The organism is Peiella sedimenti (assembly GCF_030504955.1).
Taxonomy (GTDB): domain Bacteria; phylum Pseudomonadota; class Alphaproteobacteria; order Caulobacterales; family Caulobacteraceae; genus Brevundimonas; species Brevundimonas sedimenti.
The window spans coordinates 570,218-582,869 of sequence record NZ_JAUKTR010000001.1; the positions used below are offsets into that span (position 1 = coordinate 570,218).

At 68.6% G+C, this 12,652-nt stretch carries 17 protein-coding genes and 2 tRNA genes; 10 read left to right on the forward strand and 9 right to left on the reverse strand.

Annotation, left to right across the window (positions count from 1 at the left end; all coding sequences use genetic code 11):
• The first annotated feature begins 223 nt into the window (after window positions 1–223).
• Window positions 224–1,228, forward strand: coding sequence for an OmpA family protein (locus Q0812_RS02940; protein ID WP_302108796.1), 1,005 nt, complete (start codon window positions 224–226; stop codon window positions 1,226–1,228).
• Between the two features lie 123 nt (window positions 1,229–1,351).
• Here the strand turns inward: Q0812_RS02940 and Q0812_RS02945 are convergent, their stop codons facing one another.
• The 6 genes from Q0812_RS02945 to Q0812_RS02970 form a co-directional block, all read right to left on the reverse strand.
• Complete coding sequence (locus tag Q0812_RS02945; RefSeq protein WP_302108797.1) at window positions 1,352–2,314, reverse strand: NUDIX hydrolase; 963 nt, start codon at window positions 2,312–2,314, stop codon at window positions 1,352–1,354.
• Window positions 2,311–2,964, reverse strand: a complete 654-nt coding sequence (locus Q0812_RS02950; RefSeq protein WP_302109196.1) for an HD family hydrolase — start codon at window positions 2,962–2,964, stop codon at window positions 2,311–2,313. The genes Q0812_RS02945 and Q0812_RS02950 overlap by 4 nt, the downstream gene beginning before the upstream one ends.
• Window positions 2,965–3,046: 82 nt before the next feature.
• Window positions 3,047–3,769: a hypothetical protein gene (locus Q0812_RS02955; RefSeq protein ID WP_302108798.1), complete on the reverse strand. Its 723-nt coding sequence runs from the start codon at window positions 3,767–3,769 to the stop codon at window positions 3,047–3,049.
• Window positions 3,770–3,857: 88 nt separating this feature from the next.
• Window positions 3,858–4,718, reverse strand: a complete 861-nt coding sequence (locus Q0812_RS02960) for an AAA family ATPase (protein WP_302108799.1) — start codon at window positions 4,716–4,718, stop codon at window positions 3,858–3,860.
• 59 nt (window positions 4,719–4,777) lie between these two features.
• Entirely contained in the window at window positions 4,778–5,029 is a 252-nt protein-coding gene (locus Q0812_RS02965; protein WP_302108800.1) for a hypothetical protein, read from the reverse strand.
• A complete protein-coding gene (locus Q0812_RS02970) occupies window positions 5,026–5,469 on the reverse strand; it encodes a hypothetical protein (protein WP_302108801.1) in 444 nt (147 codons plus the stop codon). The genes Q0812_RS02965 and Q0812_RS02970 overlap by 4 nt, the downstream gene beginning before the upstream one ends.
• A gap of 103 nt (window positions 5,470–5,572) precedes the next feature.
• On the opposite strand from Q0812_RS02970, the gene Q0812_RS02975 reads away from it, so the two are divergent.
• On the forward strand, window positions 5,573–5,887 hold the full coding sequence (locus Q0812_RS02975; RefSeq protein WP_302108802.1) for an Mpo1-like protein: 315 nt from the start codon (window positions 5,573–5,575) through the stop codon (window positions 5,885–5,887).
• 7 nt (window positions 5,888–5,894) lie between these two features.
• Here the strand turns inward: Q0812_RS02975 and Q0812_RS02980 are convergent, their stop codons facing one another.
• On the reverse strand, window positions 5,895–6,524 hold the full coding sequence (locus tag Q0812_RS02980; protein WP_302108803.1) for a TIGR02466 family protein: 630 nt from the start codon (window positions 6,522–6,524) through the stop codon (window positions 5,895–5,897).
• An 83-nt stretch (window positions 6,525–6,607) separates the two neighbouring features.
• Here Q0812_RS02980 and Q0812_RS02985 point away from each other — a divergent pair, with 83 nt between their 5' ends.
• The 4 genes from Q0812_RS02985 to Q0812_RS03000 all read left to right on the forward strand — a co-directional run bounded on the left by Q0812_RS02985 (window position 6,608) and on the right by Q0812_RS03000 (window position 9,176).
• On the forward strand, window positions 6,608–6,970 hold the full coding sequence (locus Q0812_RS02985) for a hypothetical protein (RefSeq protein ID WP_302108804.1): 363 nt from the start codon (window positions 6,608–6,610) through the stop codon (window positions 6,968–6,970).
• Window positions 6,971–6,998: 28 nt separating this feature from the next.
• Window positions 6,999–7,661, forward strand: coding sequence for a DUF998 domain-containing protein (locus Q0812_RS02990; RefSeq protein ID WP_302108805.1), 663 nt, complete (start codon window positions 6,999–7,001; stop codon window positions 7,659–7,661).
• Between the two features lie 86 nt (window positions 7,662–7,747).
• Window positions 7,748–8,866 (forward strand): DUF998 domain-containing protein, encoded by a 1,119-nt coding sequence (locus Q0812_RS02995; RefSeq protein ID WP_302108806.1) that lies wholly within the window; start codon window positions 7,748–7,750, stop codon window positions 8,864–8,866.
• A gap of 121 nt (window positions 8,867–8,987) precedes the next feature.
• Window positions 8,988–9,176 carry a hypothetical protein gene (locus Q0812_RS03000; RefSeq protein WP_302108807.1) on the forward strand — a complete coding sequence of 63 codons (189 nt, stop codon included), beginning with the start codon at window positions 8,988–8,990 and terminating at the stop codon, window positions 9,174–9,176.
• Window positions 9,177–9,185: 9 nt separating this feature from the next.
• On the opposite strand, the gene Q0812_RS03005 is transcribed toward Q0812_RS03000, so the two are convergent.
• A tRNA-Pro gene (locus tag Q0812_RS03005) sits at window positions 9,186–9,262 on the reverse strand.
• Window positions 9,263–9,406: 144 nt separating this feature from the next.
• On the opposite strand from Q0812_RS03005, the gene Q0812_RS03010 reads away from it, so the two are divergent.
• From Q0812_RS03010 to Q0812_RS03020, 3 genes are all read left to right on the forward strand, one after another.
• Window positions 9,407–9,480 (forward strand) — tRNA-Gln (locus Q0812_RS03010).
• A gap of 83 nt (window positions 9,481–9,563) precedes the next feature.
• On the forward strand, window positions 9,564–10,241 hold the full coding sequence (locus Q0812_RS03015) for an SDR family NAD(P)-dependent oxidoreductase (RefSeq protein WP_302108808.1): 678 nt from the start codon (window positions 9,564–9,566) through the stop codon (window positions 10,239–10,241).
• Between the two features lie 4 nt (window positions 10,242–10,245).
• The gene (locus Q0812_RS03020) at window positions 10,246–11,322 is read left to right on the forward strand and encodes a CaiB/BaiF CoA transferase family protein (RefSeq protein WP_302108809.1); all 1,077 of its coding nucleotides are present in this window, start codon (window positions 10,246–10,248) and stop codon (window positions 11,320–11,322) included.
• A gap of 8 nt (window positions 11,323–11,330) precedes the next feature.
• On the opposite strand, the gene Q0812_RS03025 is transcribed toward Q0812_RS03020, so the two are convergent.
• A complete protein-coding gene (locus Q0812_RS03025) occupies window positions 11,331–11,939 on the reverse strand; it encodes an ATP-binding protein (protein ID WP_302108810.1) in 609 nt (202 codons plus the stop codon).
• Window positions 11,940–12,102: 163 nt separating this feature from the next.
• Between Q0812_RS03025 and Q0812_RS03030 the strand changes: the two genes are divergently transcribed.
• On the forward strand, window positions 12,103–12,579 hold the full coding sequence (locus Q0812_RS03030; protein ID WP_302108811.1) for a response regulator: 477 nt from the start codon (window positions 12,103–12,105) through the stop codon (window positions 12,577–12,579).
• Window positions 12,580–12,652: the final 73 nt, after the last annotated feature.

A 12,652-nucleotide genomic window follows, 5' to 3' on the forward strand; every position in this document is an offset into this window, starting at 1 on the left:
GCGCCCACCGCCCCATAGCAACCTAAGCCTTCAACGCGGACGGGGGGAGCCGAAAAATCGTATCGTCAAGCTTCGCCTTCGTTTCGACACACCGTTGCCGAAATGCCGCGGCTGCGCTGTTTCGCCACAGGAATTGCGCGTTCCGGCTTTGCAGGCGAGGTGACCCCGCCTATTCCTTTCAACCGATGGCGGACTTACCGCCCCAGCTCTTCGAGGTGATTCGATGAAGTTTGTTTTGGCAACGGCTTCCGCAGCCGCTCTGCTGGCGGCGGGCACCGCCGCCTCCGCGCAGGAGTGGGTGTGGTACGAGGGCATGAGCCCCTACGTGAACGTGGGCGTGTCCCGCTACACGATCAACGCGTCCAACGCCGACGATTACAACGTCGTGGGCGGCACGCTGCGTGGCGGCCTGCGGTTCAACCGCAACTTCGGCGCTGAACTGGAAGCCTCCGGCGGTCTCGTCGGCGACGACACCCCGGCCGGCGAAGTCTCCCTGGACGCCAACTACGCCGCCTACCTGGTGGGCGTGGCGCCGGCCGGCGACGGCTTCGAACTGTTCGCCCGCGTCGGCGTCGGCCGCATGCAGGTGGACTACTTCGGCGACGTGATGGGCAATGACACCATCAACTACGGTGTCGGCGCGCAGTGGTTCTTCAACAACGGCCCGCACGGCCTGCGTTTTGACTACACCCGTCACGACAACCAGGACGACAGCCCCAACGTGGTGTTCTTCCCGGGCATGCCGAACGGCGACGTCGACCAGTTCTCGGTGGCCTATGTGCGTCGCTTCGGCGGCCGTTGGGTGACCCCGCCCCCGCCGCCCCCGCCGCCTCCGCCGCCCCCGCCGCCTCCGCCCCCGCCGCCTCCGCCGCCGCCTCCGCCGGCGCGCCCGGTGGCCCAGGAGTTCATCGTCTACTTCCCGTTCGATCAGTACGTGCTGACGTCGGAAGCCCAGGCGGTGGTCTCGCAAGCGGCTAGCGCGGCTCGTTCGGGCAACGCCACTCGCGTGGTGGTCGTGGGTCACGCCGACACCTCCGGTTCGGCCGCCTACAACATCCGTCTGTCGGAACGCCGTGCGAAGGCTGTGGCCGACGCTCTGGTCGCCTCCGGCGTCAACAGCTCGACCCTGGCGGTCGACTGGCGCGGTGAGTCCCAGCCCGCGGTCGCCACTGGCGACGGCGTGAAGGAGCCGCTGAACCGTCGTGCGACGATCAACCTGAACTTCTAAGTTCAGCTGATCCGACCAAGGTTGAGGGCCCGGTGGCGACACCGGGCCCTTTTCCTATGGGGCGATGACAAAGGCGGGACGCGGACGCGCAAGCGACGAGTCCGCCTTAAGCCAGCGGCTCCCTCAGCGAGAGGTCAGGCCTGGATCGCGCGGCAGGCTGAGGCCTTCCTGCAGGCCGGCCCCAAGATGGCTGCGGTTGAACCGGAAAAGTTCGGCGGGCCGGCCGCCCGTCTCGGCGTGTAGCCTGCCGGTTCTCATGACCAGACCCGTCCGCTCGACCGTGCGACGGAAGTTCTGCTTGTGCAGGCGCAACCCGGCGACGGCTTCGGTCGCCTTCTGCAGCTCGCCGAGGGTGAACTCGGCGGCCATCAGATCAAAGATCACGGCCCGGTACTTCAGCTTGCTGCGCAGCCGGCCCAACCCCGTGGCCAGGATGCGCCGATGGTCGGACGCCAGGGGCTGGCCGAGCCTGGCCGCGCCTCCGAAGAGCTCCGCCCCCCGGTCGCGCGCCGCTTCAGCGACAAGGCCGGCTTCGTAGAGGAGCTCGTAACGCTCGAGCACGCGGTCCTCGTTCCAGCGGGCGCCGTCGCCAGCGAACAGGCCGGCGATTCGCGCCCCTCGCGCGGCGTGCCCCTTGGCCCAGTCGGCGAGGGCAGGCATGATCAGCTGATCGATGATCGGGGGACGACCCTCTCGCCAATCCTCCCACGGGAAGAAGCGCACCAGGGGCGACCATTCGCCGTTCCTGGGATCCTCGGCGGCGGTGAGGGGACCGGTAAGCCCTAAATAGCCCACGGAAACAACGCGAGCGGCCCCCCGACCCAGTTCAGCGCGCGGCGCATCGCGACCCTGATCGCCGAAGGTGTAGAGCTGCTCGACGAAGCCGAGGGCGAAGCCCGCCTGGTCCGCCACGAAATCGCGCAGCGCCAGCTCGAAGGTGCGGTGCCCCTGGGGGTCGAAGGGGCCGGAGGGCAGGGCCGGCTCGCCGTCGGGACGGCGGGCCAGCAGAACGCAGGCTTCGTCGCCCCTCAGGGTGACGACGACGGCCGACAGGCCGATGACGACCTCGGCCCCGCCCCGGCTCATCGCGCCGTCCGCAGGGGGCGTGGGCGGGCCAGCCGCTGGGGCTTCAGATCGGGCGCTGACATCAGCTCCTGGAACCGGGCCAGGTAGCGCGCCTGCGCCTCCACCGGCTCCAGCGGCTCGATCCTCAGGTCCAGCCCCGGGGGCGGTCGGCCGAAGAAGCCCAGCGCCTCCGAGTGAGAAAACCCAGCCAACTGGGTGGCCTCGAAGAAGGCGCAGGCGCGATCAGCCTTCTTGATCAGGCTCTTGATTGTCGCGGGTGGACGCGGCGGCAGGCCGAACCGCACCTGGATGGCGTGCTCCAGCCGTCCCTCGAAATCCTTGTAGTTGACGCCCAGCGCCGCCTTGAAGGGCGAGATCATGTCGCCGATCACATACTCAGAGGCGTCGTGAAGCAGGGCCGTCAGGCGCCACCGGGCCTCGATGTCGGGCTGGATATGGCCGACGATCCGCTCCACGATCACGCTGTGCTCGGCCACGGAGAAGGCGTGCGGACCGGTCGTCTGGCCGTTCCAGCGCGCCACTCGAGCCAACCCATGGGCGATGTCCTCGATCTCAATGTCCATCGGCGATGGGTCCAGCAGATCGAGGCGCCGGCCCGACAGCATACGCTGCCAGGCGCGGGGCGGCTGGGACTTCGCCGGCGAGGGCATGGTCAGGTTCACGGCCTTGAGACAGGAAAACGGCCCGACGAACTGGCCCAAGGCGAGGGCGATGGCAACCCCGAAGCTGGGTTCAGCGGCCCACGTTGGCGGTGACCAGGGCCTTGGCGGCGTCGATCACGGCGTCGGCGTCCGGCTCGCGCGACCGGATGACCGCCGCCACCAGGGGGCCGCCCGTCGGTCCACGGGTCTCGTAAGCGGCCAGCGCCCATCCGGAAGCCGTGCCGCCGTCCACGTCCTGGGTGATGATGAAGGTCGAGCGGACGCCCTGGCGCGGCGAAGTGGTCTCGACCTCGGCGCGGCCGCCCGAGGCGTCGACGCGCACGGTGGCGCCGCCCGCGCCCATGCGGACGTGTGCGCTGTCAGCATCGCCGTCGGCGTTGGCGTCGCCGCTGGCCTCGATCTGCACACCTGGCAAGCGGATGACGGTGCGGCCCGGATCTTCCGGCGCGCCGGGAGGGGGCGGGGCGGGGGCGGTGACACCGGCCAGGCCGCGCACTTCGGTCTTGAGCCGATCCAGCACTCCGGTGGTGGTTTCGCCCTCCAGCGGGATGAGCCGCAGTTCCACCTCCGCGCCGCGGGGCCCGGCGTAGCGGCATGAGCGGCCGTCCGCCGCGGCGGCCTTGCGCAGCAGGACGCCCTGCTCGGTGGGGCACTCCAGGGTTCGGACGACCCGGAGCGCGCCGGGACTGTCGCGGTCGGCCTCATGGATGGTGACGCGCTCGCCGCGGTCGCAGGCGCTCAGGCCGAAGGCGGCGGCGCAAACCAGAAGGAGAGCTTTGGGTGTCATCGTCATATCGTCGGCAGCCTGAACTTCCGATCCATAGGGCGCCACTTAAATCGCGGTAAGCGGCCGCCACTGAAATGCGCCATTCCGGTCTAGTTTACCGCCCGGCGCGGGACAGGAAGGCGACGCGCTCGACCAGCTGGACATCCTGCTCGTTCTTCAGAAGAGCGCCCAGGAAGGGGGTGGAAAGTCCGCCTTCCTTGCTGCGCAGCGCCTCGGGATCGACATCGTCGGAGACCAGCAGCTTGAGCCAGTCCAGCAGCTCGGAGGTGGAGGGCCGTTTCTTCAGGCCCGGCGCCTCGCGCAGGGCGTAGAAGGCGGTCAGAGCCTGGGACAGCAGCCGCTCTTTGATGTTCGGGAAGTGGACCGCCACGATGGCCCGCATCGTCGCCTCGTCCGGGAAGCGGATGTAGTGGAAGAAGCAGCGGCGCAGGAAGGCGTCGGGCAGTTCCTTCTCGTTGTTCGAGGTGATGATCACCACGGGGCGCACGGCGGCCTTCACCGTCTGGCCGGTCTCGTGGACGAAGAACTCCATTCGATCCAGCTCATGCAGCAGATCGTTGGGAAACTCGATGTCGGCCTTGTCGATCTCGTCGATCAGCAGCACCGGCCGCTCCGGGCTTTCGAAGGCGTCCCACAGCTTGCCGCAGCGGATGTAGTTGGCGATGTCGGCCACGCGGGGATCGCCTAGTTGGCTGTCGCGCAGGCGGGTGACGGCGTCGTATTCATACAGGCCCTGATGGGCCTTGGTCGTCGACTTGATCCCCCAGGTGATCAGGGGGGCGTCCAGGGCCCGGGCGATCTCCTGCGCCAGCACGGTCTTGCCCGTGCCGGGCTCGCCCTTCACCAGCAGCGGCCGCCCCAGGGTGACGGCCGCATTCACCGCGATCTTCAGGTCGTCGGTCGCCACATAGGCGTCCGTGCCGGAAAAGATGGGGCCAGAGTTAGAGGTGGGCATTGAGCAAGGTCCGTCCTGAATGCGGACGGGTTAGCCCAGCCGGGCCGCCTTCGCTAGCCTCAGGTGATGCGCTTGGGCGCGATCGGGTCGCTGGCCGGGAAGGTCTCGTCCACCGCCTCGTCGACCAGGGCCTCCTGGCGATTCCGGGTGTCGGGACTTTCCGTCTGCAGCTGGTCCGGCTTTTCGCCCTCCTTCAGAGGCTCGGCCTTCCTCGAGTGGGGAAGAAAGGGCGATTCTGGATTCTGAACTGGCACGGCCTCGTCGGCGTGGTCTCGGGCCTTGACCTGTTTGTCGCGGTCCACGGCTGTCATTGCGTTTCTCCTTCGTCATCGACGTAGCCGAGCGATTGAAGATCGTCGTCGCTAAGCTCGCGTCGGGTTTCCCAATGGGCGGCGCTTGACTGCGCGCCCTTCATGTCTTCGACCGAGCCCACATAGGTCAGCTCGATTTCGCTCGGGCGGGCCGCGACCTCGCGGGGATAGGCGCCCAGATCGTCGAGGTCGGGATCGCCGGACATCGTTCCCTCCGGCTGCTCGCTCAGGAAGCCGTCGTCGGCTTCGGGCTCGACGCCCTCGGCGGACAGGGCGTCTTCGTCATCGAGATCATCCGCGTCGTCCTCGGGCAGATGGGTCATGTCCATCACGTCGGGAGTCAGCTCGAACACCGCCTCCAGGTCGCCCTCGTCATCCAGATGGGTTTCGTCGAATACCTCGGACTGGTCCTGTTCGTCGTAGCCGTCGATCTCGGGCATTGAAGTCTCCTCGTGTCCCAAGGCTCAAACGTCAGGGAAACCGCCGCGTTCCGTTGATTCCGGGCTCTTGCGCGCGCCGGGCGCCGGGATCATCCTCCGGGCCATGAAACCCGCCGACGGCCAGAGATACCGCTCCTTCGCCGAGTTCTATCCCTTCTACATCCATGAGCACGCCAATCGGGTGTGCCGCCGCATCCACGTGGTCGGCACGGGCCTGGCCATCGCGGCGATGATCGCGGGGGTGCTCGTCAGCCCCTGGTGGCTGCTGGCCGCGCCGCTGATCGGTTATGGCTTCGCCTGGGTGGGGCACTTCTTCTTCGAGAAGAACCGGCCGGCCACCTTCCAGTATCCATTGTGGAGCCTGATGGGCGACTTCCGGCTGTTCTTCGAGACGGTCGGCGGCCGCCGCAGGTTCTGAGGGCGCCTCAGGCGTAGTTGAAGCTGACCGAGATGCGGACGGACCGGGCCCGGTTCGGCGGCACCTCATGGCGAAGCCAGCTTTCCCAGAGCACCAGATCGCCGGGCTGGGGCCGCAGATAGACGAAGGGCCGCGCCTCCTCCGGCGCCTCATCGCTGAGGGTCGGGCGCGCCATCATCATGGGCAGGCGCGGATCCTCCAGCTTCAGCGGCGAAGCGCCGTCGGGCAGGGCCACGTAGACCGTGCCGGACAGAATGCTGTGCGGATGGATGTGCCCCGAATGCCCGCCGCCGGGCTTGAGAACATTGACCCAGAGACTGTCCAGACGCGGCTTGCGCCCGAGATCCAGGTGCATGGCCTGCGCGGCGAGAGCGGCGTGGCGGTCCAGCGCGCGTTTCAGCTCGGCGAAGACGGGATCGCGAAGGGGCAGGTCGTCCAGGGACGCATAGGATGTGTAGCCGGGATAAGCGTTCTCGCGGCACCAGCGGATGCCCGCCCGATCCTCGTCGGCCAGGGACAGGCAAGCCCGCTTCAGATCGTCCCACGCGGCGAATGCGCCGTTTCGCGCGGTGAAACCGTCCTTGCCGGACAGGGAAACGTGATACACTTGAGTTGCGAATAGCGCGCGCAGGGTCATGACCGCCATAGAGACGGCTAGGCCCTGCCGGCGCAAGCCGCCCGCGGCGTCCTCCCACTCCGCGGAGCCTTAGGAGATGAACGATGAAGCGCCCCATGATCCTGCTCGGCGGTCTCGGCGTGGCCCTGGCTCTGTCTGGCTTCACCTCGCCAGACACGCGTCCGGCCCCCGACGCCATCACCCTGTGCCTGACGTCGCTGGGAACGCAGGTGGCCGCCGTCTGCCGTAATCCCGGCGGATCGCAGAGCGGCTACGAAGGTTTCTGCGTGTGTCCCATCGAGGCGCGTCAGGTGGCGGCTCCCCCTTGCCCCGAGGGTGAGGATCCGCCGACGCCGAACCGCGAGTATGAGCGCGCTCGGATGGAGGCGGCGCGTGACGGCTCCCTCTACGGCGACTCCTACAACGGCCAGGCCATGTGCCTGCGGCCGCGCGATCATCGCGGCTGAGAGCGACTAGGACACTAGCCGAACGTCTATGAAGGGGCTGAGGCTGCAAAGACTTGAGCGCGCCCAGGTGGAGCGGATCTGCCTGGGCGCGGGCGTTCTGGCGCCCGTCTTCGGCGTGGCCATGCTGCTGGCCGCCTCGGCCCTTTATCCGGGGTTCGATCACGCCACCCAGTACCTGAGCGAACTGGGCGGCCCGACGGCCGCCAATCCCCACGTCTTCAATATCGGCCTCACGGTTCTGGGCCTGACCGGCATCGCCGCCGGCGCCGGGTTTCACCTGGCCTTGACGCGCCGTGGGCTGGGAACCCTGTCCGCCCTGTTGACAGCGGCCCTTATGGTGGTCGGCAGCATCGCGCTGATCATCGGGGCCGTCTTTCCATGGCCCGACCCGCGGCACCTCTGGATCAACATGGGCCTGGGCATCCAGATCGCGCCCCTGGCCCTGATCTGGGCCCTGCGCAGGGATGCGCCCTCCAAGCCTCTGCGGTTGTTCCTGGTCATCGCGTGGGTGGCCATGCTGGCCCTGACGGTCATCACCAAGCATCTGGTGTTCCAGGGACTGGTCAACGACGCCAATGTGGGCCTCTGGGAGCGGTCCTACGCCTTTGTCCTGGTGGCCTGGATCGGGGTGGCCGCCTGGTGGCTGCTGCGCACCCATCCCCCCGTTCGCCGAACGGGAGAAAGCTTTTGACGGAACCTTCACCGCAGGTTGGTTGACGGCATTAACTAAGCCTGAAAAGGTCCGTCGCCGCCAAGCTTATGGACCGGGGGAGTGTCATGCGTTTCGGGGCTTTTCTTACCAAGTTTGCGATACTTATCCCGCTGCTCTACTTTGGCGGGCTGTACATCGCCGCGTTCGCCTATCCGGGGTTCGACCACTGGACCCAGTTCGCCAGCGACCTGGGCAAGGCGGATTCGCCCCAGGCGATGCTGTTCAATTACGGCCTGATCGGCGCTGGGGGCGCCGCCATCGTGGCCGCGCTCGGTTTCTTCGTGGCCATGGGCGCCATGAGCCGCAACGCCATGGGCTGGCTGTTCAGCCTGCTGGGCGCCGGCGGCCTGGGCGCCTGGGGCTGGTCCACCATCCTGGCGGGGCGTTATCCGTTGCCCGACAACCGCCACGTCTACGAGCTGTTCGTCAGCCCGTGGGGCACGGTGGACCTGCACATGGCGATCCTCGCAGCGCCTCTGTTCCTGATGCTGGCGGCCATGAGCGGCAAGCGCATGGGCGGGCCGGCCTTCATCTATTTCCTCGGCTTCGTGGCCCAGGCGGCCCTGCTGGCCATCATCATGATGGATGTGGGGGGCCTGGCGACGCCGGAGACGCTGGGCGCCTGGCAGCGCGGCTATGTGGCCGCCATGACGCTGTGGCCCGCCCTGGCGGCCTTGGTGCTCGGCGGCGCCGTCACCGCCAAGATGCGCGCCGATCGTCGGCGTACGGCCATGAGCTTCGTCGATGACTCGGCCGTGGTCGCAGCGCCGGCGGCCGCCGCGGCGGCGGGCGCGGCCCATGCTCATGGCCATGATGATCACGGCCACGGCGATCATGGGCATGCCGACCACGGGCACGACGCTCATGGCCACGACGCTCATGGCCACGGCGATCACGGCCACGGCGATCACGGTCACGCCGATCACGGCCACGCCGATCACGGGCACGACGCTCATGGTCATGGCGATCACGGTCACGATGATCACGGCCATGCAGACCATGGCCACGGCGACCATGGCCACGGCGACCATGGCCACGGCGACCATGGCCACGGTCACGATGACCACGGGCACGGCCACGGTCATGACGATCATGGTCACGGGCATGGCGGTCATGACGATCACGGGCATGGCCACGACGACCACGGCCACGGCCACGACGACCACCACAAGCCGCACCACTGAGGCTGGGCGGTGGGGGGCGATCCCCCGCCACGCCCTGGTTCAGATCCTGAGGGCGCCTGCGCAACCGCGTGGGCGCCTTCTGCATTGAGGGAGTCCGCACCCATCCTCAGGAGGCCAGGTCATGGCCAAGTCCGTCGCGCCGGCCGGGACCTCGCCGCCCGTCGAGCCGGCCAGTTTCGCGCCGGCCGCGGATGGGACGCAGCGCCGTGGCGTGCGCCGCCTGCCGAACGGCGATCTCGTGCCGGCCTGGCGCTATGACGAGGCCATGGCGCGCCTCGAAGCCGAGGGTCGCGTCGACGGTGCTCGATGATGGGGAAAATGGTCGGAGTGGCAGGATTCGAACCTGCGACCCCCGCGTCCCGAACGCGGTGCTCTACCAGACTGAGCCACACTCCGACTTGGAAGGCGCGCTTATAGCTATCCGCCCCGCCCCCGGCAAGCGGCGGATCAATGGGAATTCGCCCTGTTGCAACGCCCGTTTGCCTGCGCTAGGAACCCGCCTCCGCAGGGGTCCTCGAGCCTCTGTGCGCACCGCTCCGCTGGGGAATGGTGTAATGGTAACACAGCGGTTTTTGGTACCGTCATTCTAGGTTCGAGTCCTAGTTCCCCAGCCAAGCGATCTCCTCCCAGATATCGGGGCATTGATCCCTCCGGTCAGGCGGCTTAGCTGCTGGCCAGCAACAGGGAAGGATCGGCCATGACCCGTCGCATCATCATCACCGGAGGCCTCGGCGTGCTGGGGCGCGCGACGGCGGAGGCGGCGGCGGCCAGGGGGTGGCGATCAGCCTTGATTGACTATTCAATCAAGTCGGACGACCCGCCCCCGGGCCAGCTGATCGGCGGCATCGACCTGACGGACGAGGCGCAGGCCCAGCGGGCCGTCGGTGAGGCCGCCGAGACGCTCGGCGGGGTCGACGCCCTGATCAACATCGCGGGCGGCTTCGTGTGGGAGACGGTCGCCGACGGATCAGCCGACACCTGGCGGCGCATGTTCGAGATGAATGTCATGAGCGCGGTCAACGCCTGCCGCGCCGCCCTGCCGGCGCTCAAGTCGGCGGGCGAGGGGCGTATCGTCAACGTGGGAGCGGCCGGAGCCGTAAAGGCCGCCATGGGCATGGGCGCCTACGCCGCCTCGAAGGCGGGCGTCATGCGCCTGACCGAAGCCCTGGCCGAGGAGCTGAAGTCGGACGGGGTGACCGTGAACGCCGTTCTGCCCTCCATCATCGACACCGCCCGCAACCGCGCCGACATGCCGGACGCCGATCCGGCCAAGTGGGTGGCGCCCGCCGACCTGGCCGCCGTGATCCTGTTCCTGGCGTCCGAGGAGGCGAGGGCCGTCACCGGCGCGCTGGTTCCCGTCACCGGCCGGGTCTGAGCCCATGGCGGGGCCGCTCCAGGGCCTGAAGGTGATCGAGATGGCGGGGCTGGGCCCCGTCACCTTCGCGGCGATGCTGCTGGCTGACATGGGCGCCGAGGTGTTGCGGATCGAGCGACCCGGTGAGCCGTCCCCCAGCCCGCGAGATCCCACGCACCGGGGGCGGGCCGGGCGGCTGACCCTGGACCTGAAGCAGCCCGAGGCTGTGGCGCGCTTCAAGGCCCTGGCGGCGCGCGCCGACATCCTGATGGAAGGCTTTCGGCCGGGCGTGATGGAGCGGCTGGGCCTGGGACCGGCGGACCTGTCGGAGCGGCTGATCTACGGGCGCATGACCGGCTGGGGACAGTCGGGCCCCCTCGCCCAGGCCGCGGGCCACGACATCAACTACATCGCCCTGTCCGGCGTGCTGGCGGCCATGGGCGAGCCTGGCGCGCCGCCGCGTCCGCCATTGAACCTGGTGGGCGATTACGGCGGCGGGTCGCTTTACCTGATCCTCGGCGTGCTGGCGGCGCTGTACGAACGTCAGCGGTCAGGCAAGGGGCAGGTCATCGACGCCGCGGTGGTGGACGGGTCGGCGTCCCTCATGGCGCTGTTCTGCTGGATGCAGGCCGACGGGGTAGGGCGGGCCGAGGCGGGCAAGAACCTGCTGGACGGATCGGCGCCCTTCTATGGGACCTACGCCTGTGCCGACGGTCTCCACGTTTCGGTGGGGCCGCTGGAGCCCAAGTTCTGGGCGGTGCTGGCGGAGGCGCTCGAGCTGCCCGCCCATGCGCCCTCGCCGGGCGATGCGAGCCGCTGGCCCGAACTGCGCCGGTTGATGGAAGCGGCCTTCGCCCGGCGCCCGCGCGCGGAGTGGGTGCAGCGTCTGGAAGGGACCGACGCGTGCTTCGCTCCTGTGCTGACGCTGGAGGCGGCGGCGGCGCATCCGCATCTGGCGGGGCGGGAGACGTTCAATCGGAACGGCGGCGTGCTTCAGCCCTCGGCCGCGCCGCGCCTGTCGCGGACGCCAGGCGCCGCCGGGCCGCTGCCTGGCGCGGAGGTAGACGGCATGGTGATCGAGCGGCGCTGGCTGGGCGCCTAGGGCCTGATCTAGTGCGCCTTGCCGGTCGATGCCTGGCCCAGGGCGACCGTGACCGTCGCGCCCGCGCCGCGTCGGCTGTCGATCTGAAGGACGCCCCCCAGATGCTCGACGATGCCGCGGGCGAGGTTCAGGCCCTCCTTGGAGGCCGCGGGGTCGCCGAAGCCGGCGCCGTCGTCCGCCACGAAGAGGCTGAGGTTCTCGCCTTCACCGCGCAGGGTGATGCGCACCTCGCCCCCGTTTCGGCCCTTGAAGGCGTGCTCGACCGCGTTGGAGACCAGTTCGTGCAGCACCAGGGCCAGCGCGGCCGCGTGCGCCTCGCCGACCTGGGCGCCGCGCGTATCCAGCACGAAGCCGACGCCACGGCCCTCGCAGGCCCGCCGCCAGAAGCCCACCGCCTCGGCCAGATAGTCGTCGAAGGGCAGGGGATCGTCCTTGCCCAGCCGGCGGTTGAGCAGCACCAGGGCGGCGACCACGTCCGTCAGCCAGGCCAGGTGGCGGCGGCTTTCCGGGTCGGAAACGCTGCGCAGGCGGATGGCGATGATGGCGTGGAGCAGCTCGAGCGAGCCGAGCAGCCGGTGCTGCAGCTCAGCGAGCCTGAGCTCGGTCTGGATGGCCATGGTACGCCCCGCCCCCGGGAAACTGTGATTTCTCGCAAGAATCCCCGAACCAAACCCATCGTGCAAGCGTTAGGTGTGTCCGTTACCGGACTTAACCGTATTCTGGTATCGGGTCTGCGTGTGCTGCTCCTTCGCCAGGGGTGCAGTCAGTGAGGTTATGCGTATGGCGAAGGTGGGGGAACGCGTGGAACAGGCCTGTGACCTGAAGATCCTGATCGTCGAGGATCAGGCGATCCTGGCCATGGAGCTGGAGCATGTCCTCACGGGCCACGGCTGTGAGGTCATCGGTTGCGCCATGGACCTGCCGGCCAGCCTGACCCTGGCAGAGGGTCAGCGACCCGATCTTGCGCTCGTCGATCTCAACCTTCTTGACGGCCTGACGGGGCCGACCGTGGCCCAGGCGCTGGTGCGCGACCACGGCTGTGCGGTGGTGTTCCTGACCGCCAATCCCGAGCTGATCCCCGAAGGCTTCGCGGGCGCCTTGGGCGTGCTGACCAAGCCCTTCGACGATGCGGCCATCCTGGGCGTTGTGCGCTTTGCCCGCACCTTCATACGTGAGCGGCGGGTGGACCAGCCGCCCCGCCGCTTCCGCATGGCCCCGTGGCTGAAGACCCCGCCAGAGGATTTGCCGAGGCACTAAGACCGAAGCGATCCATATGCGCGGAAGGTGCAGACCTTTCCGAAAGGCCTGGGCGCACGGCCCCCGCACCCTG

Excerpts from the sequence above, each read along its gene's own strand:
- Q0812_RS02940 (WP_302108796.1), top strand. The coding sequence starts at position 224 with ATGAAGTTTGTTTTGGCAACGGCTTCCGCAGCCGCTCTGCTGGCGGCG.
- Q0812_RS02945 (WP_302108797.1), bottom strand. The coding sequence starts at position 2,314 with ATGAGCCGGGGCGGGGCCGAGGTCGTCATCGGCCTGTCGGCCGTCGTC.
- Q0812_RS02950 (WP_302109196.1), bottom strand. The coding sequence starts at position 2,964 with ATGCCCTCGCCGGCGAAGTCCCAGCCGCCCCGCGCCTGGCAGCGTATG.
- Q0812_RS02955 (WP_302108798.1), bottom strand. The coding sequence starts at position 3,769 with ATGACGATGACACCCAAAGCTCTCCTTCTGGTTTGCGCCGCCGCCTTC.
- Q0812_RS02960 (WP_302108799.1), bottom strand. The coding sequence starts at position 4,718 with ATGCCCACCTCTAACTCTGGCCCCATCTTTTCCGGCACGGACGCCTAT.
- Q0812_RS02965 (WP_302108800.1), bottom strand. The coding sequence starts at position 5,029 with ATGACAGCCGTGGACCGCGACAAACAGGTCAAGGCCCGAGACCACGCC.
- Q0812_RS02970 (WP_302108801.1), bottom strand. The coding sequence starts at position 5,469 with ATGCCCGAGATCGACGGCTACGACGAACAGGACCAGTCCGAGGTATTC.
- Q0812_RS02975 (WP_302108802.1), top strand. The coding sequence starts at position 5,573 with ATGAAACCCGCCGACGGCCAGAGATACCGCTCCTTCGCCGAGTTCTAT.
- Q0812_RS02980 (WP_302108803.1), bottom strand. The coding sequence starts at position 6,524 with ATGACCCTGCGCGCGCTATTCGCAACTCAAGTGTATCACGTTTCCCTG.
- Q0812_RS02985 (WP_302108804.1), top strand. The coding sequence starts at position 6,608 with ATGAAGCGCCCCATGATCCTGCTCGGCGGTCTCGGCGTGGCCCTGGCT.
- Q0812_RS02990 (WP_302108805.1), top strand. The coding sequence starts at position 6,999 with ATGAAGGGGCTGAGGCTGCAAAGACTTGAGCGCGCCCAGGTGGAGCGG.
- Q0812_RS02995 (WP_302108806.1), top strand. The coding sequence starts at position 7,748 with ATGCGTTTCGGGGCTTTTCTTACCAAGTTTGCGATACTTATCCCGCTG.
- Q0812_RS03000 (WP_302108807.1), top strand. The coding sequence starts at position 8,988 with ATGGCCAAGTCCGTCGCGCCGGCCGGGACCTCGCCGCCCGTCGAGCCG.
- Q0812_RS03015 (WP_302108808.1), top strand. The coding sequence starts at position 9,564 with ATGACCCGTCGCATCATCATCACCGGAGGCCTCGGCGTGCTGGGGCGC.
- Q0812_RS03020 (WP_302108809.1), top strand. The coding sequence starts at position 10,246 with ATGGCGGGGCCGCTCCAGGGCCTGAAGGTGATCGAGATGGCGGGGCTG.
- Q0812_RS03025 (WP_302108810.1), bottom strand. The coding sequence starts at position 11,939 with ATGGCCATCCAGACCGAGCTCAGGCTCGCTGAGCTGCAGCACCGGCTG.
- Q0812_RS03030 (WP_302108811.1), top strand. The coding sequence starts at position 12,103 with ATGGCGAAGGTGGGGGAACGCGTGGAACAGGCCTGTGACCTGAAGATC.